We start from the raw sequence: 24,039 nt of genomic DNA, 5'->3' as shown, positions 1-24,039 counted from the left end.
TGCCTACAGTATGCCGCGCGTGTCAGGACGCCTACTGCCGAAAGTCAGCGCTCAACATGAAGGGGCCTTAACTTAATGCTCATGTTTGGGGGCTGCCCGCTCCTAGGGCAGCCTGCTCAGGACACACCAGGGGCCCGGTGCTGTACGGCACCGGGCCCCTGGTGTGCCAGGACTCAGGCGGGCCCAGGGCGGTGCAGGCGGCGCTCCAGGCGGCTCTGCACCAACCCGAGCAGGCTGCTGATCAGCCAGTAGATCAGCGCCGCCGCGAGGTACGGCCCGAACGGCTCGAACGTCCGCGCAATCACGAGCTGGGCACTGCGCAGCAGTTCCGTGACAGTGATGACCGACACCAGCGACGTGTCCTTGATCAGGCCGATCAGGCTGTTCATGAGGCTGGGCAGCCCGATGCGCAGCGCCTGCGGCAGCACCACGAAGCGCATGGTCTGGCTGCTGCTCAGGCCGAGGCTGCGTGCGGCCTCGCGCTGCCCGCGGCCGACGGCGTCAAGGGACGCGCGGATGGTGACGCTCATGTACGCGGCAACGTTCAGGCTGAGGGCCGCGACGCCGCTCGTGACCGGGTCGAGGGTCACGCCGAGGCCTGGCAGGCCGTAGTACAGCACGAAGATCTGCACCAGCAGGGGCGTGCCGCGAATGAAGGACACGTAGAGGTCCAGCAGCCACCGCACGGGCGGCCACGGCGCGGAGCGGCCGAGGGCCACGAGGAAGGCGAGCGGCAGGCCGAGCAGCATGGCGCCGACGGCGTACAGCACGGTGATGCGCGCGCCGGTCAGCAGGACGGGCAGGGCGTCGATCATGCTCTGGGTGATGTTCACGCGGACCTCCAGTCCTACAGTGCCACGTTCAGCAAGCGAAGCGCCCCGACGGGGGGGCGCTTCGCTGAGTGGGGCGCGTTATTTCTTGCTGACGTCCTGCCCGAACCATTTGCGGCTGATTTTGGCGTACGTGCCGTCGGCCTTGAGCTGCAGCAGCGCGCGGTCGATCTTGGCTTTGAGGTCCGTGTTGGTCTTCTTGAGGGCGATGGCGATGGCCTGGGGGTCCTCGATGACGCCCGCGCCCTTGACCGGGAGGTTCTGGCTCTTGGCGAAGTAGCCGACCATCAGGCGGTCGTTGAGGGCGGCGTCGAGGCGGCCGACGGCAAGGTCACGCAGGTACTCGCTGGCGCCGGGGTACGTGACGACGTTGATGCCGCCGGCGTCACGCAGCATCTTCTCGTAGTTGCTGCCGAGGCCCACACCGACGCGTTTGCCTTTGAGGGACGCGAGGGTCTTGTACGCGGCGTTGTCGTTCTTGCGGACGATGATCTGCGCGCTGCTGTAGGCGTAGGGGGTGCTGAACGCGATGCTTTTCTGGCGTTCGGCGGTCACGCCCACTTGGTTGACGATGACGTCGTACTTGTTCGCCTGGAGGCCGGCGAGGATGCCGCTCCATTCGGTGAGGACGAATTCGGTTTTCAGGCCGAGTTTCGCAGCGACCGCTTTGGCGATGTCGACGTCGAAGCCGACGAGCTGGTTTTGTTCGTCTTTGTAGGTGAAAGGCGGGTAGGTGCCTTCCATGCCGATTTTCAGGACGCCTTTTTCGAGGGTGGCGGCGCTGGCGCTGGTGATGAGGGCGAGCGCGGCGATCATCAGGGTGCGTTGGTGACGCATGAGGTTCTCCTTTTGGCCTGCTCGGGTGGCAGGCAACGAGGAACAGTGTAACAAAAAAGGATAAAACCGATCAACAATTAGATCACTTTGTTCGGCAAAGTACTTTAAGTTTTCGGTCAGGGTCGGCCTTCCTTCGCCAACACCCGACCCTGCGTATCCTCCACCACAAACCGGTACGCCCGCGGCTCCAACATCACCCACTGCACCCGCACCTCCCGGCACGCCTCCGGCAACGACACCTCCGCCACCCCCGGATACCGCCCCGTCCCCTCACGCACCTCCTCGAAATCCCGCACCACCTCAAACGCGCAATTCTCCCCCAACGCCCGCGCCGTCACCCTCGACGCATCCTGCGCCGCCACCTGCGAACGCAACGCCGACACCGTCGACCGCAACTGCGTAATCGTCCGCGCCTGCTCATCCAACCGCCGCTCCATCCCCACCCACGACGCCCCCAGCGCCACCACCACCGCGCCCGCCACGCCCCACCACACCCGCACACCCGTCATCGCCCCACCCTAGCGTCCAGCACCACAAAAACATGAACGCCGCCCCGAACAGCAGCGGCGTCCCCTTCATCAACCCACCCTACCCACGCGACAACACACTCACGACCTCCACGTGACTCGTCTGCGGGTAGAAATCATGCGGCGTCACCTCACCCAAACGCCACCCCCGCCGCACCAGATCCCCCACATCACGCGCCCACGTCGCCGGATCACAACTCACGTACACCAAACGACCCGCCACACTCCCATCAATGCCGTCCCGCGTCGCCGCGTCCAACCCCGCACGCGGCGGATCCACCACAATCACGTCCGCGTCCGGGAACGCCGCATCATGCACGTGCCGGAACGACACGTTCCGCAACCCCTCCAACTGCGCGTCCCGCCGCCCACGCGCCAACGCCTCCTGCGCCACATCCACCACCACCACCCGCTCGAACTGCCCCGCCAGGTGCCGCCCGATCGCGCCACTCCCACCGTACAGGTCCAGCGCAATTCGCCCGCGCCCCGCCAACTCCGCCGCGCGCCCGTACGCCAACCCCGCCGCCTCCGGATTCACCTGCGCAAACCCTGTCGCGCTCACGCTCAACGTCACCCGCCCGAAATGATCCCGAACCTCCCCCTCACCCGCAATCAACTTCACGCCCGCACTGAACCGCCGCCCCGCCGGCTGCGCCAGACTCACGCCCACCACGCCCGCGTCCATCAGGTGATCCGCCGCGCGCAGGTGCTCCGCCGGGCGACCCGCGCCGATCAGCGCCGCCACCACCTCACCGGTATCGCGACTCGCGCGGAACGCCACCTCCGTGGCCGGCGCGAGCAACGCCGCGTCCACCCGCACCGTCACGTCCTGCACCGCCTCCATCACCAGCGGGTCACGCGTGAACGTCAGCGGTTCATGCCCACGCCGCTCCCGGTACGCCAGACCACGCGGCGTCACGAGGTACTGCGCGCCGTTCCGGTACGCCCACGCGCGCGGACTCGGCACCGTCTCCCCCACCGCGTGCTCCAGCTTCGCGATGCGCGTGAGCGCCTCCGCCACGAAATCCCGCTTGAAGCGCAGCTGCGCCGCGTACGTGGCGTGCGCGAGGTCCACCGTCGGCATGTCCGGCGCGCGCACGCGGTCCGCGCTGGCCTCCAGCACGTCCACCACGCGGCCCTGCCGCACCCCTTTGGCTTCGCGGACGTCCGCGCGGACCGTCTCGCCCGGCAGGGCGCCGCGCACCAGCAGCACGCCGTGCTCATCCCGAGCGAGGCCGAGGCCGCCCGCCACGAGTTTTTCAATCTTGAGCGTCACCGCAGGCATCCCGCACAGGCTAGCGCACCCGAGGGGTGAACATCAGGGAGGGCAGGATAGCAAGGACGGCACGGCGGGGGGTGCGGAAGTGCAGCAGCGCGGCGGGGTGACCGCGTCTAGACTGTGCAGGTCTCCGGGGTGACGGCGGTCATCCCGAGAGCAACTCAATAGTGGGTGCGTCAGATCAACATTCTGACGCACAGCGTTCTCGTGTTTGGTGCATTGGAGGTCGTTGATGGTGTGGAGAAGAGGCTTCCTGATCACTTGGGTCCTTGGTCAGGCGTTGATGTTTGCGTCTGCGGAAACTGGGAGGCTCCGGACGGGCTGGCCATTGAGCCCGTCCGTGAAAGTGGGGAAGTACGGCACCACGTTCAAGATTTACAAGGGTGATGTCACAGTGTACGGCGATAGGTATGGCTTGTACGGCGTGAAGGACGGCAAGCAGATTTGGGGGTTCAAACAAGGCTGCTTCATCGATAAAGATAGTCCCATATTTATTTTTGACGATATTTTTTACGCGAATTGTGATGATCGGAGTCAGAGAGGAATACATATTGCAGGCATCAAGTTCTCTTCAGGAGAGGCATTTAACACCAAAAATGGCGTATTGACTTTCTACGATGATAAATACATTTATTTCCACATTTATGACGACTCGGGTAACGACACACTTCTTCCTAGTCAGCAAACGCTGGAACTCTACAGATTACCAATAGGCGTCCTTAAGTCCATACCACAACTATTCCTCAGATTTCAATCAAACAACTTAGGGAATTTTTGCAGCGAACCTATGCAATCCTCAAACTCTTTCATGAGATTTAAGGGTGTTTCAGGGCGAAATATCATTCTCGAAAGCACCTTAGATAAATGCAATTACCAAGTCACACTCGATTTTAAAGGAAAGATCATCAATGAACAGAAGAACACGCACTAACAGTAGAGCCCTCCCCCTCATCGCATCCCTTGCGATCCTCTCGGCCTGCTCGCAGCCCAATACCTACATTCCCATCCCAGCCTCTGAGTCGCTCATGGAGGGCCAGGATGCCCCTGCCGCCACAGAGGGCATGGATCTGCCTGGAATTGATCGAAGCCAATTCGATGATCACTTAGGCCCCAATATCACCCCTATACCCTGCGAAATGCACCCTACAGGTCCCCTCTATCGAGAGCAGACCGATTTAAAGAAGCTACCGAAGGTGAACTTCATCACCGGTCGGGTCTTCCTTCCTGCCCCTATCGTACGGGGAGATCCAGAAAAAGATAACCCAGTTAAATACCGCAATCGCACGATCTCATCAGCGTATTTCGGCGGAGATACAGCTGGATATGGGGGCGAATTAGATGCCGGCTTCAACGGCGATCCTATTATCAAAGACGGTGGCCCCTACTGGCGGCCATTCCTCAAGGGTGCCAAATCAGATGAAAAGATTCCGGACATTATCAGAATCCCGGCGAACACCTCCGTAGACTTCGCCATGTACATCTCTCAGGACAACAAAGTCCATTTCGTCTTCACCACGGAAGCCTATATCTTCGGATCCATATCCGCCCCGCGCCCGGCCTTCAAGCAACTCATCACCCGAGAAGTGGTGTACACCCCCCCGGCCGGTACCTGGAAGTTCCAAGGCACGAATCAGGTCATCAAGCTCATGACGACCCTAGCACTGGATAAAACGGTCGACATGTCTGTGGAACCTAATAACGCTCTTGCGCTCTCGGGCGTCAAATGGTTCAACATCAAAGTCGGTTTCAACGACGAGAAACTCACGGTCAATGACGCTATCGCGAAACTCTCCAAAAAAGGTGTCGCCTGGGATTCTGTACGGGCCAAGAGCTTGGATTGCACTGAACCGAAGGATATTGTAAAGCCCACTTCGAACAACTCGGCCGCTCTTACGTTGAGAGTCGAAGCTTCATCAAATGTCCCCCCCAAGTCACAGAAGATCATCCTATTGGGGAAATACGGTGATACTTTGACTGGGAAATACCTGCTGAAAAACACAGGAGTCTCGAAGTCGGTATTGACGTACAGGTCAATTCCTTTGGGAAGCACGGACATGCTTTCGGGGGCGCTTTCTGGCGGACAAAGCTCTGAGATTCCATACAGCTTTCACTGTGAACCAAACGGAGATCCCCGATCATCAACAGTTTATAAAAAGAGCTTCAATTTGTATTATTCGCTGAATGAAACACTCTTTAGCATGGCCGACTTCGCCGATTCTAAAGACAAAGAATACATGGATAAATATGGTAAATACTTCAACGTTCAATCGAAGGAAATTCCCTTAAAATATGAAAGGGAGAACCTGTACAAGAGCGGAAACCTACTCTTCTACACATACCCAATAGAAATTGAAATTACGTGCACACCGCTCAAAATTTATCAGCAATTCAAAATCATCAGCCTTGACATCTACAACAAAGTCAATGCCGTAAAAGAAGAATCCGTCAACCTCCAAGTCCTCACTGACACCCTGACCCCCACCGGCCAATTCGCCTTCAAGCCTAAAGACAACATCATCATCACCTCCCTCAACAACGCCACATCCTCCATCCAACCCCTCAGCATCCTGGTTAACCCCACCGCCAACGTCACCCCCAGCGCCTCCACCATCCAAGGCATCAACAACCAGATCACGGTCAAAGCCCAGTGCGGATCGTTCCCAGACGTTACCCCCTTCACGTTTGATGTCGTTGACCCCACCGGCAACACCGACCCCACCACCTTCACGGTCACCCTGCACTGCTACGCCCCGCACATGACCGACCCCACCCCCAACCCTCTTGCTCTCAAAGGCAAAGTCGGGCAGACCGCGCAGGGCGCCTTCACCTTCCAGAACCAAACGGACGCCATGCCCGACGGCACTCAAGTGCCCTTAAACTTCACTGTCAGCAGCCCCACCCTCCAGGCGAGCGCGCCCACCACTCAACTCGCCGGCGGCGACACGGCCACGGTCAATGTCAGCTACCTCTGCAAAGAACCCGGCACCACCCAGCACCAAGTGGCCCTCACCAGTGATGACCCCCAACGCCCCTCAGCCAACGTCGATGTCTCCGTCCAGTGTGAAGGTGTTCCCCACTTATCCGGGCCGACTCCCCTGTCCATCAAACGCCAACTCCAAGGCCTAGAGTCTTCCACTGAAAACATTACGTTCACGAATACGGGTACAGCTCCGCTGCAGTATTCCTTCCTCTCCTATCAGACGCCCTACGTAACTTTCCCGCAAAACACGCAGTACGCCTCTAGCCTCCTTCCAGGCGAAAGCGCCACTATTCAAGCGAAGTTTGAGTGCCCCTGGGCGCTACGTGACGAAAAAGGACAATTTAAACTCCAAACTAATGACCCAGAAAACCCTCTGAGCATTATTGGTGTTGATGTAAATTGCCAGATTTCTTATCCGTCAAATCATGTCAATGACCCAACTGGTTACCGCAAAAATGAACCTAAGGAATTATTAGATGTACAGCAGAAATATTATTACCCGCCTCAAATGAACACTGACCAAGTGGCCACTCAAGATACCGTTCAAGCTTCATGGGTTGGATATTCTCTGCTAGATTATTCACCACAATTCAATATCAATTATTCAATTTGTGGTAAATGGAGCAATCTAACACTTTCAGAAAACAGTCTTCCTGGATTCTTAAAAATGATTCAAGACCTGATAGACGATCGGGTCCACTACTGCGAATATCCACCATTTCTAAAGCACTGATTTTAAACGAGGAGGGCTCCCAAAGGAGCCCTCCTCGTTTAATTTTCTCCTGCTTACTCGTTTTCGTATTCGAGGTACGTGTACCCGAGGAGTTCCTCGTCGTAGTCCTCGAGCAGTTCGTGTTCCTGGAGGGGGTCGAGGGTGCCGCCCTTGCGGGCCTTGGCGCTCTGCTCCTGGATGCTTTCGCGCAGCATGGCTTCCTCGTAGCCCATGGATTCGATCATGCGGCGGGCTTTCTGACCGCGCACGAACAGGTCGATGTGGTACTTCCCGCCGGGGCGGGCGGTCACGTGCGCTTCGCTGACCTTCCCGAAGAGGTTGTGGGCGCTGCCGAGCACGTCCTGGTACGCGCCCATCAGGAAGAACCCGAGGTAGTACGGGTCGCCGTCCAGGGCGTGGAGGGGCAGGGTGGCTTTGACGTCGCGCAGGTCGATGAACTTCTCGATTTTGCCGTCGCTGTCGCAGGTGATGTCCACGAGGGTGCCCTGGCGGGTGGGTTCCTCGTTCAGGCGCGACAGGGGCGTGATGGGGAACAGCGCGCCGATCGCCCAGTTGTCTGGGAGGCTCTGGAACAGGCTGAAGTTGCAGATGTACTTGTCCGCGAGGACCTTCTGGAGGTCTTCGAGCTCGTCGGGGACGTACTTCTCGCCGATGAGCTGGCGGCTGACCTTGCGGAGGATGGCGTTGAAGAGCGCTTCGCCGCGCGCGCGGTCGTAGAGGTTGACGTAGCCAAGGTCGAAGAGGTTGTGGAGCGTCTGCTTGTCGCCGACGGCGTCGTTGTACATCTCGCGGTAGTTGCGGCCGCTGATGTTCCCGAGGATTTCTTCCATGTCGGTGACGACCTGGTGCTGGCCTTCCTGGGCGGGCGGGATGGCCTGCACGTCGAGGGTGGGGCCGGTGACGTCGACGACGGGAACGATCAGGACGGCGTGGTGCGCGGTGAGGGCGCGGCCGGATTCGCTGACGATGGTGGGTTCGGCGACTTCGCGGGCCTTGCAGGTTTCCTGCACGGTGTACACGATGTCGGAGGCGTACTCCTGCATGGTGTAGTTCGTGCTGACGTAGAAGGTGGTTTTGCTGCCGTCGTAGTCGACGCCGAGGCCGCCGCCGACGTTCAGGTACTTGAGGGGCACGCCGTCGGCGACGAGGCCGGCGTACACCTGCGTCGCTTCGCGTACGGCGACCTTGACGCGGCGGATGTCGGTGATCTGGCTGCCGATGTGCGTGTGCAGCATGACGAGGCTGTCGAGCATGTCCTCTTCGCGGAGGCGTTCGACGACGCGCAGCAGTTCGTAGGCGTTCAGGCCGAATTTCGCCTGGTCCCCGCCGGACTCTTCCCACATGCCGCTGCCGCGCGCGTGCAGTTTGAAGCGCACGCCGATGGCGGGTTTCACGCCGAGCGCGCGGGCCTGCTTGAGGATGCGGTCGAGTTCGCTGTACTTCTCGATGGTGATGACGACGTTCTTACCGAGCGTGCGGCCCCACAGGGCGAGCTTGATGAAGCCGTCGTCCTTGAAGCCGTTGCAGCACAGCAGGGCGTTCGGGTGCATGTCCTGCGCGAGGCACAGCGCGAGTTCGGCTTTGCTGCCGGCTTCGAGGCCGTGCGCGTAGTCGTACCCGGCCTGCGCGATGGTTTCGACGACCATGCGACGCTGGTTGACCTTGATGGGGAACACGCCCTGGTAGTTACCGGTGTAGCCGTATTCCTGAATAGCTTTGCGGAAGGCTTCGTTGAGCTGGCGGACGCGACCGGCGAGGATCTGCGGGAAGCGGAGGATGACGGGGAGGCTCTCGCCGCGTTCCTGCACGAGTTCGTCGATGACGTCGCGGAGGGTAGCGTGCAGGCCGGGGGCGGGGGTGGCGTCTACGTGGCCTTTGTCGTTGACGCGGAACCATCCGCCACTCCAGGAGGGGATTCCGTAGAGTTCAGCAGCGTCGGTGGTGGAGTACGGGGTGGTTTTCAATGCAGGCGTCCTCGGGGGTGCTGAGTGGGGGTGTTGCGCGCTCCGGGAGGTGCGCGCCCAACAGAGCGGCCGGTTGGGCGAGATGTCCGGTGGGGCCGGATTCCAGTAGCCCGCTCGCTCGCCCGTGCGTGTGGGGCGGGAGGGTCGCTTGACCGGGAATGCGGCTCGCCGTGCGCGCGGGAGCCCTCCGGAAGTGGGGGCACACGCCGTGCGAAACCAAAAGAAATCATACTGCGTAGCCGGGGGTTGTTGGTCACCTGTTCGTGAGGTGCGCGTCAGGGTGGACAACATGAAGAAGAGCACCCGTGGGGTGCTCTTCTTGGTTCTGGCGGTCCGGACGGGATTTGAACCCGCGACCTTCTGCGTGACAGGCAGATATGCTAACCGCTACACTACCGGACCAGATGTGTTGTGGCTGTCCGGTTGAACCTTTCAGCGGCGTTAAGTTTAGCGGGGGGTGAGGAACTTGTCAACGGCGGGGTAGGCACCTCAGGAGCTGCTGCTGGCGGCGGCGTTCTGGGTGTCCTCCAGGGCCTTGTAGGCGCACACGGCGACGAGGACCGCCAGCGCGAACGGCACGTCGCGCGCGTTCAGGTCGACGTCCTTGCCTTCGACGTGCCCGCCGATGCGGCCGGTCAGACGGGCGCCCGCGGCCAGGATCAGGACGTCCTTCCCGTCCAGACGGCCGCTGAAGCGCCCCTCAGCACGCGCGCCCGTGACGCGCACGTGCACGTCGTCACCGTCGAGGGTGCCGCCCAGGCGGACGTGCAGCGCCGCGTGCGTCAGCTCACCGTGCGCGTCGAACCCGTCGATGCGCCCACCGACGCGGCCGCGCACGCGCCCGTCCTGCACGCGCAGGTGCACGTCCTTGCCCTGAAAGTGTCCACCGAGGCGGCCGTTCAGCGTCGCGCCGTCCCAGGTGGCGTGCACGCCGTACCCGACGTGCCGCCCGCCCACGCGCCCCTGCAGGTTCTCGCTCATACCCTGCAGTACGCGCCGGGCAGTCCAGGCGTTGCGGATGGTGCATTTGCCCGGCGGGGCGCGCGCTAACGTGCGGGCATGCGCCTTCACGCTCCCCTGCTGCTCGCCACGGCCCTGCTGACGTTCTCGTGCGCGCCGCGCGCGCCGATCACGACGTCCGGGAAGGTCATGCTGACCGGCGCGGGCAGCTTCGACCGTCAGGCGGACCGCGTGGAGCGCCTCGCGCCGCGCACACGCCGAGCGGTGATCTTCACGCGGCAGCCGCCGCTGCCAGGGCGGGCCGTGCGGGTGACGTACGAGACGGAAACCCGCTCCACCACGTGGCGCGTCGACGTGGACGGCCCGAAGTTCACGCTGGCAAGCCTGTCGGACGCGCCGCTGCAACGCGTGGGCACCTGGGGGAACGCGCCGGCGTACCGGGTGGTGAGCGGCCCCATGCGGGGCGTCCTCGCGCGGGAGGCGGCGGGGACCTTCTCGTTCGTGACGGACGGGTACGCGCAGCGGTACGAGCCGGAACTGCACGTGACCGGCGGAACCACGCGCCGCTGAACGGCAGTCAGCGGGGCTTGTCGCCGTTCACGTGCCCGCGCGCGCCCTGCGAGGCGCGGCAGCCCGCGAGGGCGCGTTCCGTGAGGCGCGCGGCGTCGTCCTCGACAGTGGTGGCGACGCCGATGCCGTACGTGACGCGGCGGCCCCGCGTGGCGGGGAGGGCGCGGAGGGCTTCGCGCATGTCGCGCGCGAGGCGGAGCGCGTCGGCGTGCGGCGTGTGCGGCAGCAGCACGCTGAGGTGCGTGTCGGACGCGCCAATCAGGTCGGTGCGGCGGCGCACGACGCGCTTGAGGGCCGTGACGGCCGCCGCGTCCGGCGCGTGGTCGCGCGGGGCGACGCACACGAGGCTGAGTGGCAGCCCGAGGCGTTCGGCGGTGGCGAGGTCACGGGCGAGCGCCAAGTCGAACACGTCGGCGCGGTATGCGCCGGTGGGTTCGTCGTGCAGCGGCGTGGGCCGGTGCGCGCGGGCGGCAGCGAGGGCGCAGGCGGCATGCACGCGGGCGCGCAGCGCGGCAGGCGAGGCGCTTTCAAGTTCCGCATCGTCCGCGCCGAGGTCGAGGGCGCGTGCGAGGTCCCGTTCGAGGCGCACGAGCGCGAGGGTGGCGCGGCCGGCGTTCGGCGTGAGGCGCGCGAGGGTGCCGGGGTCCGTGATCAGGACGCCGGGGCGGCTGAGGGCGGCAGTGGGGGTGGGGGTATCGGGGGTGGGGAGGCCCGCGTCGCGCAGGGTATCGGCGATGCGGGCGCGCCACGCGGGCGCGCCGGTGACGATGAGTGGAGCGTCGGCGGTGGGCACCTGCTCAGTATGAAGGACCGCACACTCGGGTGTGCGGCCGTGCGCCCTCTCCCCCGCCCGGCGCTGGCCAGGGCGCGGGCGGGCAGGAGGCGTGGCGCTGCACCTCACGCCTCGCCGCGCGGCGTGAGGTGCAGCAGGGTGGAGGCTTTGTCGGCGGCGCGGCATCCGCCGCAGCTGCACCCATCCGCGCCGAACACGGCGAGCATCGCAGCGGCCGTGCTCGGCAGCGAGCGCGCCGACGGTCGCAATGCACGGCCTGTAGAGCAGCACGAACGCGAGGCCCGCCCTGAGCGTGACCACACTCTCAAGGGCTTTGCGAGTCGGTGGTTGTGTCGGTGGTGAAGTGCGACAGGGCCATGACGGTCGTTGAGGGACAGGGCCGACAGGAAGCTCGGGACGGTGCCGACGCCGGGAATGATGGTGCCGAGCCGCACCGTCGACCACCCGGCGAGGGTGTTCTGCGGGGGCTGCCGATCAGGCCCACGAATGGGCTGGGATCTGGCAGGTGAAGCGGCACACCAGCAGCAACACGCGAATGCTGAGCCAGCGGTGCAGGGTCACGCGGTCGAGGGCACCCGGGAGGGTGCAGTGGCGGCGGGTGCAGCACGGATGGTGAGGTCGTGCGCGCGTGTGGAGTCGGGGTCCGCACGGGGCGCATGGCGGTCCTGAATGCGTTTTAGAGGACGTCTGCGCCTGACCAGGTGAACTGCGCGACGCTGAGGGCGACGTCCAGGGCGCGCACCGTGAGTTCCAGCGTGCCGGGATCGCCGTGCCCGCTGAGCGTGAACCAGCGGCCTTCGGGGACGAGGCCGCCGAAGGTGTGCGTGACGCCGTCCTCGGTGAATGGCGCGAATGGCTGCGTGGAGTACACGACGCGCGCATCTGGGGCAGTGCGCAGCGCGAGCGGGTACATGTGCGGCGCGCCTTCCAGGTCGGGGGCGCTGCTGAACGCGTCGATGCGGGCGGTGAGGTGCCACGCGCCGCCACGCACGGGGGGGCCGCTGAGGCGCAGGGTCGGCGCGGGCGCGTACCGCCCGTATCGGCTCACCTCAAGGTGCCCGCCGTCGAGGGCCACGCGGTAGCCGTTTGGGGTGCGCGTTTCGCGGCGCGCGGTGTCCCGCGGGCGTGGGGGTGGCGTGAGCTGGTGCGGGGCCGCGTGCGCTTGCGGGACCTCGGCGGGTGGGAGGGCCGCGCGGGCCTGCGCGGCGAGGTCCGTGAGGCCCGCGTGTTCGGCGTACAGGCGCGCGAGGGCCGGGTGCGTGCTGAGGTAGTGGCGGGCGAGGTGCGCGCGCAGTTCGCGGCGTTCGCTGCTGGTGAGCGTCCCGGCGAGGGCGGTGCGGAGCGGTTCGTGCGCGAAGCCGAAGTGCGTGTCGAGGTCGCTGGTGCGGTACGTGAAGGTGTCGAGACGCAGCGTCTCCTGCGGCGTGGCCTGTTGCAGCAGTCCGAGCGCGACGGCCTGCGCGAAGGTGTCGAGGCCGCCGTCGCCACCCAGGGTGCGGGTGAGTTCGTCGGCGAGTTCGGCGTTGAGGCTGCTGTACACCAGGCTCCAAAGCGCGAGGTGGCGGCGCAGGCGCGGCGTCTGGTGCGCGAGGTCGCCGAGGAGGGTGTCGCGCACGACGGGCGGGAGCGGCAGCCGCAGGCGGGGGTCGGGGCCGTCCATGAGCGCCTCGACGTGGAGCGGCCACCCTTCGGCCTGCTGGTTGATGCGGGCGGCGCGGGCATGCAGGGCGTCCGGATCATGCGCGCTGCCGCGCGCCTCAAGCATGGCGCGTACGTCGCGGACGCTGAGGGGCGGCACGTCCACGCGGTGCACGCGTGAGAGGTCCATCGGGCCGAGCGCGTCGCGCAGGGCGTCGAGGCCGAGCGCGGACGTGGCGGTGAGGACGATCAGCAGCGGCACCGGCAGTTCCAGGGCGAAGCGGACGCCGTCGTTCACGAGCGTCTGGTCCGGCTGCGGCGTGTGGATGACCAGCACCAGCGGTCGTCGTGCGGCCGTGAACAGGCTCGCGACGCGCTGCAGGTCGTGCTGGTGGCTGCCGCCGCCGACCGCGCCGAGCAGGCGTTCCTGCAGTTCCGGTGGGCACAGCCGCGCGAGCTGGTGCGTGAGGGCCGTCATGAACAGCAGCGGGCTGCTGTTCGCGTGCATGTGGATGACGCTCCATTCGGTGCCGCTGAATGTCGCGTCGAGGTGCTGCCGCTCGCCGGACCCGAGGCGCGCGCCGAGCAGCAGCAGTTGCGGCGCGTGCCGCGCGGCGTTCGCGGCGCCGATCAGGGCGGCGTGCAGGGGCGCGAGCGCGCTGGGCAGCGCGACGGGCGCGGCGCTGGTGGGGCTGGGGGCGGGCGTGGGCGTGGACGCGGTGAGGTCCAGGCCGAGCCGGTCGGCGCGCGCGCGGATCAGGTCGAGGTGCGTGGTGTGCCCGGCCTGCGCGAGGCGCGTGTAGACGCGCCCGAGGGCCCGTTCGAGGTGCGTGCCGAGGTGCTGGCGCTGCAGTTCCACCCAGTCGCGGAACTCGGCGGACCCGAGGTCCTCCAGGCCGCTCAGGGGCGTGCCGCGCAGCGCCGCGAGCCATTGGGGAACGGCGTCGTCGGAGACGTGGTCGGCTTCCTGCAGCCAGGTGTGCAGGTCGGTGGGGCAGTTGACGTGCAGCATGGGCGTGCGCGCCGGGAAGAACGGGAGGCGCTTCTGGCGCAGGCGGGTGAGTTCGACGCGCAGGTTCGCGAGCGCCTCGGGGGTGTCCCAGAGGAGGTCGGCGATGAATTCGCGGTGGTGTGAGCCGCGCTCGAGCGTGAGGTACGTGAGGAGCGCGTGGGCTTTGGCGGACAGCGGGACGGGCTGGCCGTCGGCGGTCAGGTGGACGTGGCCGAGGATTTGCAGCTTGTACACCCTGGTCTCCTGTGAATTCGGCACGTGATGTCCTTAGCGTAGCACCCGCTGCCGCTCATCCCACTCATCCAGAGGTCAGGTTCGTGGAGGTGAGCGGTTTACGATGGCGCCATGGAACGCAGAACGTTTGGAACGACCGGCCTGACCGTGAGCGTGCTGGGCCTGGGGGCGGGGCAGGTGGGTGCGGACGACGTAAGTGACGCGGACGCTGAGCGGCTGCTGCACCGGGCGCTCGATCTGGGCGTCACGCTGATCGACACGGCCCGCGGGTACGGCCGCAGTGAGGAGCGCATCGGGCGGTTCCTGAGTGGGCGCCGTGATGAGTTCGTGCTGTCCACGAAAGGCGGGTACGGCGTGGACGGCGTGCCGGACTGGACGCCGGAGTGCCTGCGGCTGGGCATCGAGCGGGCCCTGCGGACGTTGCGCACTGACGTAATTGACGTCTTCCACCTGCACTCCTGCCCGCTGGATACCCTGCAGCGTGACGACCTGCTGGGCGCACTGGACGCCGCGCGCGACGCCGGTCAGGTGCGCGTCGTCGCGTACAGCGGCGAGAACGACGCGCTCGCGTGGGCCGTGCAGAGCGGCCGTTTCGGCAGCGTCGAGACGAGCGTGAATTTCGCGGACCAGTGGAGCGCGCGGCACGTCCTGCCGGACGCGGCGGCGCGTGGGCTGGGCGTCATCGCGAAACGGCCGCTCGCGAACGCGCCGTGGCGGCACGCCGAACGCCCGGTCGGGCAGTACGTGGAGACGTACTGGGTACGCGCGCAGGCCCTCGGTCTCGACCCGCGCGCGCTGCCGTGGGACGAGTTCGCGTTGCGCTTCAGTGCGTTCCAGCCGGGCGTGTCGAGCGTCATTGCGGGCACCGCGCGCGTGGAGAACCTGGAGCGGAACGCGCGGGCGCTGGCGGCCGGCCCGCTGCCGGCGGACCTGCTGGCCGAGGTGGACGCCGCGTGGGCCCGCGAGGGGCAGGGCTGGGGCGGCGAGGTCTGACCCGCCGGGCCGCCCGCGGGCTTGTTACACTCCGCGCATGACGACAGTTGCTCTGGCCGAACGGTACGTGCGTCTCGCGCACGCCATCGATGCGCACGCCCCCGGGTATATCGACGGGTACGGTGGCCCTGAGGCCTGGGCGGACCGGACGGCGCGTGACCCGGCCGCGCTGCGCGCCGAGGCGGAAGCGTTGCTGGCGGACGTGGCAGGCGTGGAGGACGCGGAGCGGCGTGCGTTTCTGACGGCGCAGGTGCGCGCGATGGTGACGATCACGCGCACGCTGGGCGGCGAGGTTCTGCCGTACGTGGACGAGGTGCGCGGCCTGTTCGACATTGACGCGCCGCGCGAGCCGGAAGCGACGTTCGAGGCGGCGCTGCGCGCGCTGGACGCCGCGCTGCCCGGCGCGGGGTCGCTGGCGGCGCGTGAGGCGGCGCTGCGGGAACGCCTGACGCTGCGCGAGGACCTGATTCTGCCGCTCGCGGACGTGGTGCTCGCGGAGCTGCGTGGCCGCGCGCGCGCGCTGTTTCCGCTGCCGGACGGCGAGGACTTCAGCGTGCAGCTGGTTCGGGATAAGCCGTGGGGCGGGTACAACTGGCCGCTCGGGCACTACCGTTCGCGCATTGACATCAACACGGACCTGCCGGTGCTGCTCACGGCCCTGCCGGACCTGATGGCGCACGAGGGGTACCCGGGGCACCACACGGAGCACGCGGTGAAGGAGGCGCTGCTGGCGGACGGTGAGGGCTGGGATGAGTTCCGCATTCAGCTGATCAACGCGCCGGAGTGCGTGGTGAGCGAGGGGATCGCGGTGCGCGCGCTGGGGGCCGTGATGGGCGAGGACGAGTTGCGGGCGTGGCTGACCGGGGACCTGGCGGCGCGGGCGGGCATTGACCCGGACGACGTGCGCGCGCACCTCGCGGCGAGTGAGGCGCGGCAGGGGCTGCTGCACGTGAGCGGCAACGCGGCGCTGCGGCTGCACGCGGACGGCGCCTCGGAGGAGGAGGTCGTGGAGTACCTGCGGACGTATGGGCTGCGCAGCGAGGAGCAGGCGCGCAAGAACCTGTCGTTCATGCAGAACCCGATGTTCCGCGCGTACCTGTTCACGTACAGCGTGGGGGGGACGCTGCTGGACGCGTTGTTCCGGGCGGAGGACCGCAGGTCGGCGTTCCAGTGGCTGCTGACGCGTCCGGTGACGCCGGGGGCGATTGCGGCGCGTGCCGGCGTGGCTGCGGGCGCCTGAGCCGGGACACTGTGCGGCGGCCCTCTGGTACTTTTTTGAACTGCGTGCAAAACTGATCCTGAAGGTTTAGACTGAGTTCAATCTCTTGGCGCTTGGCTCCCCGCGGGCCTCGTTCGCCGGCCACACGGAGGAACCCCATGCCCAGTTACAAAGCACCGCTGCGCGACATGCGCTTCATCATGCACGAACTCCTCGGCGCCCAGGACGTCCTCGGGGCCATGCCCTACTACGCCGAGAACGAGACGCACGACGCCAGCCTCCTCGACCAGATCCTCGACGAAGCCGCCCGCTTCACCGAGAACGAACTGCAGCCCCTCAACCAGAGCGGCGACCAGGAAGGCTGCACCCGCCACGAGGACGGCAGCGTCACCACGCCCAAAGGCTTCAAGGAAGCGTACAAGAAGTACCGCGAAGCCGGCTGGACGGCCCTCAGCGCCGACCCGCAGTACGGCGGCCAGGGCCTCCCCCACCTCGTCGGCAACGCCCTCGTCGAAATGATGAACAGCGCCAACGTCGCCTGGTCTATGTACCCCGGCCTCAGCCACGGCGCCTACAGCGCCCTCGCCGCCGTCGGCAGCGACGACCTCAAGGCCACCTACCTGCCCAAACTCGTGAACGGCGAGTGGACCGGCACCATGTGCCTCACCGAACCGCACGCCGGCACCGACCTCGGCATCATCCGCACCCGCGCGCGCGACAACGGCGACGGCACCTACGCCATCACCGGCACCAAAATCTTCATCAGCGCCGGCGAGCACGACATGGCGGACAACATCCTCCACCTCGTCCTCGCGCGCCTCGAAGGCAGCCCCGAAGGCACCAAGGGCATCAGCCTGTTCCTCGTGCCCAAGTACCTCGTGAACGCCGACGGCACCCTCGGCGAACGCAACACCGTCGTGTGCGGCAGCATCGAGCACAAGATGGGCATCCACGGCAACGCCACCGCCGTGCTGAACTTCGACGACGCCAAAGGCTACCTCGTCGGCGAACTCAACAAGGGAATGAACCACATGTTCATCATGATGAACGCCGCCCGCCTCGGCACCGGCCTGCAGGGCCTCGGCATCGGCGAAGTCGCCTACCAGAACGCCGTCGCATACGCCAAGGACCGCCTCCAGATGCGCGCCCCGCAACGCGTCCGCCCCGACGAGGCCGCCGACCCCATCATCGTGCACCCCGACGTGCGCCGCATGCTCCTCACCGCCAAGGCGTACACCGAAGCGGGCCGCGCCCTCGCCATGTGGCTCGCGCTCAGCCTCGACGTGGAACACCACCACCCCGACGACGCCAAACGCAAGGAAGCCGGCGACCTCGTCGCGCTCCTCACGCCCATTGCCAAGGCGTTCATGACCGACAACGGCTTCCAGAGCGCCGTCCTCGCCCAGCAGGTCTTCGGCGGTCACGGCTACATCCAGGAATGGGGCATGGAGCAGTTCGTCCGCGACGCCCGCATCGGCCAGATCTACGAAGGCACCAACGGCATCCAGGCACTCGACCTGATCGGCCGCAAGGTCCTCATGGACGGCGGCCGCAAACTCCAGAAACTCGCGGGCATGCTCGAAACGTTCCTGGAAGAAAACGAAGGCAACGAGGACCTCGCCCCGTACCTCGACACCCTCAGCCGCGCCGCGCAGCAGGTCGGCACGCTCACCATGGTCGTCGGCCAGAAAGCCATGCAGAACCCCGACGAAGCCAACGCCGTCGCCGTCGACTACCTGCGCTACGTCGGCCACGTCACCTACGCGTACCTCTGGGCGCGCATGGCGAAAATCGCCCTCGACAAGCAAGGCGACGACAAGACCGGCTTCTACGCCGCGAAGCTCGCCACCGCGAAGTTCTACTTCGAGAAGCTCTTCCCCGAAACCAAGGCGCTGAGCGCCACAATCAAGGCCGGGAACGACGCCCTCGCCGTCGACGAAGCCATCTTCAACTTCTGAACCACAACACCAAGGAGGGGCGGGCGATCATCGCCCGCCCCTCTCCGCTTCCCCTCTCCCCGGCCTGAGCGCCGCCCGGTACGTCTCCACGGTGGCGGCCGCGTCACACGACGCCGGATGCACGTGCAGCAGACGCCGCCACGCCCGCACGTGCTGATCATCCAACAGCAGCTGCGGCTTCGGCAGGAACGCCACAAAACACTCCGCGAGGCCCGCCTCCTGCGCGCTCGCCCGCGCGTACGCCGCCCCGCCGGAACTCCAGCAGTACCGTTCCGCGCCGCCCTCGAACAGGGCGCGGACGTGCGCGATCACCGCCAGCACCGGAATCCGCGCCGTGCCGTAATTCCGGACCAGCGTCTCATCCACATCGACGTACACCACCAGCGGCGAGGAAAGGGACATCCGATCACTCTACGGCCGCTGCCGGTACTGCCCGTTCTCCGCCCGCGTGTTCCCCGCCTGCAGGATCCGAACCAGCGCGAGATTCTGCGGCACGTTCGGGTTGATGATCCACCGCCCATGCCGCTGCACCCATTCGACGCGCGCCCGGCACTTCCGTGGAGGCATGCTGGGGTCCGCCGCCGCGCCGGTCTGCTTCGTCCTCGCCCATGGCCCGCCGCTCCGGCAGGTGCGCGGAGCCGTCCGCCGCGGACTCCACCCCCATCAGCTCATCGGCGCGCCGCGCCATCCCCCGGACGCTGGGACGTGCAGGGGCACCGTCGCGTGGGCGAAGGCCCCACTGGTTTTCAGGTCCGTGACCGTCCACTTGAAGCGCCGCGCGTCCTGCGCCTGCGTACGCGCCTGTCCCGGCAGGGCCTCCCTGAACAGCGAGCCGAATGTCTGTTCGATCACTCCCTCCCCCCTGCCGTTTCACCCAGCAGGAGGCCATGGCGTTGACGTCATGGCGGATGGCTGCTTCCATCAAAGCGTCCAGCACCGCCTGCGGGGGTTAGTGGTGGCTGTCATGAGCGCGCAGCCTCCCGCGGCCAGGGCCGGGCGAGTCTCAGCAGCGTGCGCAGCCGTGGGCCCGAGGGTGGGTCTTCGCGCCTGCGAACAACACGGTCGGCGGCGTCAAAATGGACCGTTGTTGACGCTGACGCTCCGAAACGCTGCGCGTGTTGTCCGCAAGCGCTTAGTCATCCTGGGGTTCTATCAGGCTGAGGTGCCGCAATTCCGGAACGAGCCCGGCGGTGGCGGCCACGACGAGCAGCGTGACGATGCCGCCCGCCCAGACGCTGCGGGCCGTGCCGAGCAGGTTCGCGGCGACGCCACTCTCGAACGCGCCGATTTCGTTGCTGCTGCCGATAAACAGCAGGCTCACGGCGGCGACGCGGCCGCGCAGGTGGTCGGGGGTGCGCAGGCGGACGATGGCGCGGCGGATGACCATGCTGACACCGTCGAACGCGCCGCTCAGCGCGAGGGCGACCAGGCTCAGCCACAGGGAGCGGGAGAGTGCGAACACGATGATGCTCACGCCGAATCCGGCGATGTTGAGCAGCAGCGACAGGCCCGCGCGGGCGAGCGGCGGGTGGCGCGTGGCCCACAGCATGGCGAGGAGCGCGCCGACGCTCGGGGCGGCCACCAGGAAACCCAGGCCGGTGGCGCCGACCTTCAGGATGTCGTGCGCGAACACGGGGAGCAGCGCGACGGCGCCGCCGAACAGCACGGCGAACAAGTCGAGGGCCATGCTGCCGACGAGCACGCGGTCGCGGGCGACGAACTGCACGCCGGTGCGGATGCTCTGGCCGATGGGTTCAGGGTCGCCGGGCATGACGGGAAGGGGTTTCGGGGCGATGAGCGCGAGGGTGACCAGGGAGACGGCGTGCAGGACGGCAATCATGAGGTACGCGCCGCGCGCGCCCATCAGGTCGAACGCGAAACCGCCGACGGCGGGGCCGACCATGGCGGCGGCCTGACCGGCACTGCCCAGCCATGAGCCAGCGTTCACGAACGCGCCCATGGGGACGACCTGCGTTTCGAAGGCGCTGCTGGCGGGGTCGCCGAAGCCGCGGGCGAGACCGGTGATGAACACCAGGGTGTAGAGCGCGGCGAGGCTGGTGCCGCCCACGAAGGCCATCATGAGGGCGGTGACGAGCATGATGACGCGGGTGATGAGCAGGATGCGCCTTCGGTCGCGGCGGTCCGCGACGTGCCCGCCGATCAGGGCGAGGCCGAGGGCGGGGGCCGCCTCGACGAGGCCCAGCCAGCCGAGCGCCAGGGGACTTTTGGTGAGCTGGTAGATCTGGTAGCCGATGACGACGGCGAGTGCGCGGCTGGCGAAGCTGGACGCGACGCCGGAGGCGAGCAAGGCGCGGAATTCGGGGAAACGGAGGGCGGCGTATGGGTCAGCGCGGACGGTCAAGGGGGCTCCTTTGCGTGCGGGGCGGTCGCAACAGCGCAGGATAGGCGGCAGGCGCGCGCAGGAACGTGAACCGTTTCAGACGTTCCCCACGCAGTTACGCCTGCGGTCTTTTGGGTCAGGTTGGTGCGAGTGCCGTGAGCTGCACGGGCAGGCCGTTCAGTACGGCGTTGCCGGTCAGGGTGTCGAGGGTGTCCGGGTCGGTCAGGTCGTTGGCACTCGCGCCGCTTTGCTGGCCGTGTGCCGGTCCGTACCCGTGGGGCAGACTGACCACACCCGGCATCACGCGGTCGGTGATTTCGGCCGGGACGGTCACGGCACCCACGCGTGACGCGACGCGCACGTGCTGTCCGTTATGCACGCCCAGCCGCGCGGCGTCGTGCGGGTGGAGTTGCAGGGTGCAGGTGGCTGGTCCGCGGGTGAGGCGCTGCACGCCGTGCATCCAGGAGTTGTTGCGGCGCAGTTGCCGCCGCCCGATCAGCAGCAGTTCCGGGGGGTCGTTGTGGAGGGTGACTTCCAGGCGGGCGAGGTCCGCGAGGAGGGGCGGGGGCGCGAGGTGCACGCGGCCGTCCGTCGTGGCGAGCCGTTCAGGCAGGCGTGGTTGCAGCGGGCCGTAGTCGATGCCGTGTGGATGGGTGCGCAGTTCCTCCAGGCTGGTGCGGTACGGGCCGTGCCGCAGGCCGAAGTCGAGGCGTTCGGTGGGCGTGCTGGCGGGGCGGGCATCGTTGCCGGCGAGACGGGTGCGTAGGCCCTCGAAAATCTGGTGGTCGAAGCGCTGGTCTTCCCCGATGGGCAGCACGGGCGCGTTGAAGCGGGCGGTGTTCCGGACCGCGAAGTGGTGGAAGATCACGTCGTAGTGTTCGGTTTCCAGGCCGGTCGCGGGCGGCAGGATGACGTGCGCGTGGCGGGTCGTTTCATTCAGGTAGATGTCGATGCTCACCATGAAGTCGAGCGTGCCGAGCGCCCGCTTGAGCTGGGCGCCGTTCGGGGTGCTGAGCACCGGGTTGCCGCAGCTCGTGATGACCGCGTGGACCTGGCCTTCGCCGGGCGTGAGGATTTCTTCCGCGAGGGCCGCGACGGGCAGTTCCCCGTCGAATTCAGGCAGGGCGCGGACGCGGGTGTGCCAGCGGCCCATGACCTGCTCGCCTTTGCGGACGCGGGCGAGCGTGTCGAACGCGGGGGTGGGGAACATCGCGCCGCCCTCGCGGTCCAAGTTGCCGGTCACGACGTTGAGGGCGTTCACAAGCCACTGGCACAACCCGCCGAAGGCCTGCGTGCTGACGCCCATGCGGCCGTACGCCACGGCGTGCGAGGCTGCGGCAAAGTCCCGCGCGAGATTACGGATGGTGGCGGCGTCCACGCCGGTGCGGTCGGCGACGCGTTCCGGCGTGAAGGGGGCGCTGGCGCGGCGCAGCTCCGGAAGGCCATCGGTGAAGGCGGCGGTCCGGCCCCCCTGGTCGAGGTTTTCCTCGAAGATCACGTGCAGCAGCGCGAGGAGCAGCAGCGCGTCCGTGCCCGGGCGGATGGGCACGTGCAGGTCCGCCACGTCTGCCGTTTCGGTGCGGCGGGGGTCCACGACGACCACGCGTCCGCCGCGGGCGCGGAGCGCCTTGAGGCGGGCGCGCATGCCGGGCGCCGTCATGATGCTTCCGTTGGAGGCGAGCGGGTTCCCGCCCAGAATCAGGAAGAAGTGCGTGCGGTCCACGTCCGGGATGGGCAGCAGCAGTGGGTGCCCGAACATCTGCCACGCCGCGTAGTGGTGCGGCAGTTGATCCACGCTGGTGGCGCTGTAGCGCTGGCGGGTGCCGAGCGCACGCCACAGCCCGCCGGAACTCAGCATGGTGCCGCTGTTGTGCACGCTCGGGTTGCCCTGGTAGACCGCGACGCTGTCCTGCCCGTGTTGGGTCTGCACGTCGCGCAGGCGGGTGGCGACGTAGTCCAGCGCTTCGTCCCAGCCGAGTTCCGTCCAGGTGTCGCCGTCGCGCCGCAGGGGTCTTTTCAGGCGGCGCGGGTCGGCGTGAATGTCCGGCAGCGCCGCGCCTTTCGGGCAGATGTGCCCGCGCGACAGGGGATCGTCCGGGTCGCCGCGCACGCTCGTGACGCGTCCGTCCTGCACGGTGAGGATCAGGCCGCAGATGGCCTCGCACAGGTTACACGCGCGGTAATGCGTGCCGTCCAGCGCGGTGCTCACGCGCTGACCTGCTCGTGCAGAGCGGTGTGCAGCCACGCGGCTGCGGCGTCCATGACCTGCGCGGCGGCGGGCACGAACCCGGTGAGGTTCGCGAAGCCGTGGATCAGGCCCGGGCCGGGCAGGTACCGGGCGGGCACGCCCGCGGCGTTGAGCGCGTCCGCGTACGCGCGGCCCTGGTCGCGCAGCGGATCGAACTCTGCGGTCACGATCAGGGCGGGTGGGAGGCCGTGCAGGCTGGGGGCGCGCAGCGGTGACGCGTGTGGGTGGCGGGCGTCGTCGGGCGTGCGGAGGTACGCGTCGCCGAAGGAGCGCAGGCGCTCCTCGGTCAGGAAGTACCCGTTGGCGTTCTCGCGCATGCTGGGGGACGTTTCGTCGGCCATATCCACCGCTGGGTAGATGAGCAGCTGCGCGCTCAGGCGCGGGCCGCCCTCGTCGCGGACGCGCAGGGCCGTGACGGTCGCGAGGTTCGCGCCGGCGCTGTCGCCCGCGACGCCGAGGCGGGCGGGGTCGCCGCCCAGGTCGCGCGCGTGGTCGCCCACCCAGCGGACGGCGGCGAGGGCGTCGTCGGTGGCGGCGGGGAACTTATGCTCGGGCGCGAGGCGGTACGCGACGCTCACGACGAGCGCGCCGGCCCCCTGGCACAGCTCGCGGCAGACGTGGTCGTGCGTGTCGATGTCGTACGCGACGAACCCACCGCCGTGGAAGAACACCACGACCGGGAACGGCCCGTCCCCTGCGGGCGTGTACGCGCGGGCGGGGAGGGCCCCGCCCGGCCCGGGGATGGTGAGGTTGCGCGTGCCGGCAATGCGGGTGGGGCGCACGGGCAGGCGGGCGCTCGCGGCGGCCACGGCCTGCCGGGTCTGCTGCGGGGTGAGGTTTCGGGCGGCGTCCTCGTTCGCGGCGGCGAGGCCGACGAAGGGGACGAGGTGCGGGTCGAGTGGCATAGGGGCCTCCTGGTGGGG

Annotated in this window: 21 protein-coding genes and 1 tRNA gene; 6 read left to right on the top strand and 16 right to left on the bottom strand. The window is 66.9% G+C overall.

Features of this window, described 5'->3' with window-relative positions:
• Positions 1–173: 173 nt before the first annotated feature.
• The 4 genes from DEIMA_RS06305 to DEIMA_RS06290 form a co-directional block, all read right to left on the bottom strand.
• Positions 174–833 carry an amino acid ABC transporter permease gene (locus DEIMA_RS06305; protein ID WP_013556396.1) on the bottom strand — a complete coding sequence of 220 codons (660 nt, stop codon included), beginning with the start codon at positions 831–833 and terminating at the stop codon, positions 174–176.
• Between the two features lie 78 nt (positions 834–911).
• A complete protein-coding gene (locus DEIMA_RS06300; RefSeq protein ID WP_013556395.1) occupies positions 912–1,667 on the bottom strand; it encodes a transporter substrate-binding domain-containing protein in 756 nt (251 codons plus the stop codon).
• Between the two features lie 116 nt (positions 1,668–1,783).
• Complete coding sequence (locus tag DEIMA_RS16840; protein ID WP_013556394.1) at positions 1,784–2,176, bottom strand: hypothetical protein; 393 nt, start codon at positions 2,174–2,176, stop codon at positions 1,784–1,786.
• Positions 2,177–2,255: 79 nt separating this feature from the next.
• Positions 2,256–3,479, bottom strand: coding sequence for a class I SAM-dependent RNA methyltransferase (locus DEIMA_RS06290; protein ID WP_013556393.1), 1,224 nt, complete (start codon positions 3,477–3,479; stop codon positions 2,256–2,258).
• A gap of 226 nt (positions 3,480–3,705) precedes the next feature.
• Here DEIMA_RS06290 and DEIMA_RS17825 point away from each other — a divergent pair, with 226 nt between their 5' ends.
• Together DEIMA_RS17825 and DEIMA_RS17820 are read left to right on the top strand one after the other, a co-directional pair.
• Positions 3,706–4,404 (top strand): hypothetical protein, encoded by a 699-nt coding sequence (locus tag DEIMA_RS17825; protein ID WP_013556392.1) that lies wholly within the window; start codon positions 3,706–3,708, stop codon positions 4,402–4,404.
• A gap of 130 nt (positions 4,405–4,534) precedes the next feature.
• On the top strand, positions 4,535–7,186 hold the full coding sequence (locus DEIMA_RS17820; protein WP_148234918.1) for a COG1470 family protein: 2,652 nt from the start codon (positions 4,535–4,537) through the stop codon (positions 7,184–7,186).
• A gap of 53 nt (positions 7,187–7,239) precedes the next feature.
• On the opposite strand, the gene speA is transcribed toward DEIMA_RS17820, so the two are convergent.
• The 3 genes from speA to DEIMA_RS06270 all read right to left on the bottom strand — a co-directional run bounded on the left by speA (position 7,240) and on the right by DEIMA_RS06270 (position 10,131).
• Positions 7,240–9,150 (bottom strand): biosynthetic arginine decarboxylase, encoded by a 1,911-nt coding sequence (gene speA, locus DEIMA_RS06280; RefSeq protein ID WP_013556390.1) that lies wholly within the window; start codon positions 9,148–9,150, stop codon positions 7,240–7,242.
• A gap of 326 nt (positions 9,151–9,476) precedes the next feature.
• Positions 9,477–9,552: transfer RNA gene (locus tag DEIMA_RS06275), tRNA-Asp, on the bottom strand.
• 87 nt (positions 9,553–9,639) lie between these two features.
• On the bottom strand, positions 9,640–10,131 hold the full coding sequence (locus tag DEIMA_RS06270) for a hypothetical protein (RefSeq protein ID WP_013556389.1): 492 nt from the start codon (positions 10,129–10,131) through the stop codon (positions 9,640–9,642).
• 78 nt (positions 10,132–10,209) lie between these two features.
• Between DEIMA_RS06270 and DEIMA_RS16835 the strand changes: the two genes are divergently transcribed.
• Positions 10,210–10,680: a hypothetical protein gene (locus DEIMA_RS16835; RefSeq protein WP_013556388.1), complete on the top strand. Its 471-nt coding sequence runs from the start codon at positions 10,210–10,212 to the stop codon at positions 10,678–10,680.
• A gap of 7 nt (positions 10,681–10,687) precedes the next feature.
• Here the strand turns inward: DEIMA_RS16835 and DEIMA_RS06260 are convergent, their stop codons facing one another.
• The 3 genes from DEIMA_RS06260 to DEIMA_RS06255 form a co-directional block, all read right to left on the bottom strand.
• Positions 10,688–11,473: a diguanylate cyclase gene (locus tag DEIMA_RS06260; RefSeq protein WP_013556387.1), complete on the bottom strand. Its 786-nt coding sequence runs from the start codon at positions 11,471–11,473 to the stop codon at positions 10,688–10,690.
• A gap of 104 nt (positions 11,474–11,577) precedes the next feature.
• Positions 11,578–11,721, bottom strand: coding sequence for a hypothetical protein (locus DEIMA_RS18220; protein WP_169311927.1), 144 nt, complete (start codon positions 11,719–11,721; stop codon positions 11,578–11,580).
• A 428-nt stretch (positions 11,722–12,149) separates the two neighbouring features.
• Complete coding sequence (locus tag DEIMA_RS06255) at positions 12,150–14,357, bottom strand: AfsR/SARP family transcriptional regulator (protein ID WP_013556386.1); 2,208 nt, start codon at positions 14,355–14,357, stop codon at positions 12,150–12,152.
• Positions 14,358–14,468: 111 nt separating this feature from the next.
• Between DEIMA_RS06255 and DEIMA_RS06250 the strand changes: the two genes are divergently transcribed.
• The 3 genes from DEIMA_RS06250 to DEIMA_RS06240 all read left to right on the top strand — a co-directional run bounded on the left by DEIMA_RS06250 (position 14,469) and on the right by DEIMA_RS06240 (position 18,527).
• Positions 14,469–15,350 (top strand): aldo/keto reductase, encoded by an 882-nt coding sequence (locus DEIMA_RS06250; RefSeq protein ID WP_013556385.1) that lies wholly within the window; start codon positions 14,469–14,471, stop codon positions 15,348–15,350.
• A gap of 37 nt (positions 15,351–15,387) precedes the next feature.
• On the top strand, positions 15,388–16,590 hold the full coding sequence (locus DEIMA_RS06245) for a DUF885 domain-containing protein (RefSeq protein WP_013556384.1): 1,203 nt from the start codon (positions 15,388–15,390) through the stop codon (positions 16,588–16,590).
• A 137-nt stretch (positions 16,591–16,727) separates the two neighbouring features.
• Complete coding sequence (locus DEIMA_RS06240) at positions 16,728–18,527, top strand: acyl-CoA dehydrogenase C-terminal domain-containing protein (protein WP_013556383.1); 1,800 nt, start codon at positions 16,728–16,730, stop codon at positions 18,525–18,527.
• Between the two features lie 27 nt (positions 18,528–18,554).
• On the opposite strand, the gene DEIMA_RS06235 is transcribed toward DEIMA_RS06240, so the two are convergent.
• The 6 genes from DEIMA_RS06235 to DEIMA_RS06215 form a co-directional block, all read right to left on the bottom strand.
• Positions 18,555–18,929 carry a hypothetical protein gene (locus DEIMA_RS06235; RefSeq protein ID WP_013556382.1) on the bottom strand — a complete coding sequence of 125 codons (375 nt, stop codon included), beginning with the start codon at positions 18,927–18,929 and terminating at the stop codon, positions 18,555–18,557.
• 9 nt (positions 18,930–18,938) lie between these two features.
• A complete protein-coding gene (locus DEIMA_RS18215; RefSeq protein ID WP_169311926.1) occupies positions 18,939–19,094 on the bottom strand; it encodes a hypothetical protein in 156 nt (51 codons plus the stop codon).
• A 96-nt stretch (positions 19,095–19,190) separates the two neighbouring features.
• Complete coding sequence (locus tag DEIMA_RS06230) at positions 19,191–19,379, bottom strand: hypothetical protein (protein ID WP_043816507.1); 189 nt, start codon at positions 19,377–19,379, stop codon at positions 19,191–19,193.
• A 280-nt stretch (positions 19,380–19,659) separates the two neighbouring features.
• Entirely contained in the window at positions 19,660–20,889 is a 1,230-nt protein-coding gene (locus DEIMA_RS06225; protein ID WP_013556381.1) for an MFS transporter, read from the bottom strand.
• A gap of 115 nt (positions 20,890–21,004) precedes the next feature.
• Entirely contained in the window at positions 21,005–23,077 is a 2,073-nt protein-coding gene (locus DEIMA_RS06220) for a molybdopterin-dependent oxidoreductase (RefSeq protein WP_013556380.1), read from the bottom strand.
• On the bottom strand, positions 23,074–24,021 hold the full coding sequence (locus DEIMA_RS06215; RefSeq protein WP_013556379.1) for an alpha/beta hydrolase: 948 nt from the start codon (positions 24,019–24,021) through the stop codon (positions 23,074–23,076). The genes DEIMA_RS06220 and DEIMA_RS06215 overlap by 4 nt, the downstream gene beginning before the upstream one ends.
• Positions 24,022–24,039: the final 18 nt, after the last annotated feature.

The organism is Deinococcus maricopensis DSM 21211 (genome assembly GCF_000186385.1).
Lineage (GTDB): Bacteria > Deinococcota > Deinococci > Deinococcales > Deinococcaceae > Deinococcus_B > Deinococcus_B maricopensis.
The sequence above is the reverse complement of the archived record's forward strand: the minus strand, read 5'-3'. Positions and strand labels throughout refer to the sequence as shown.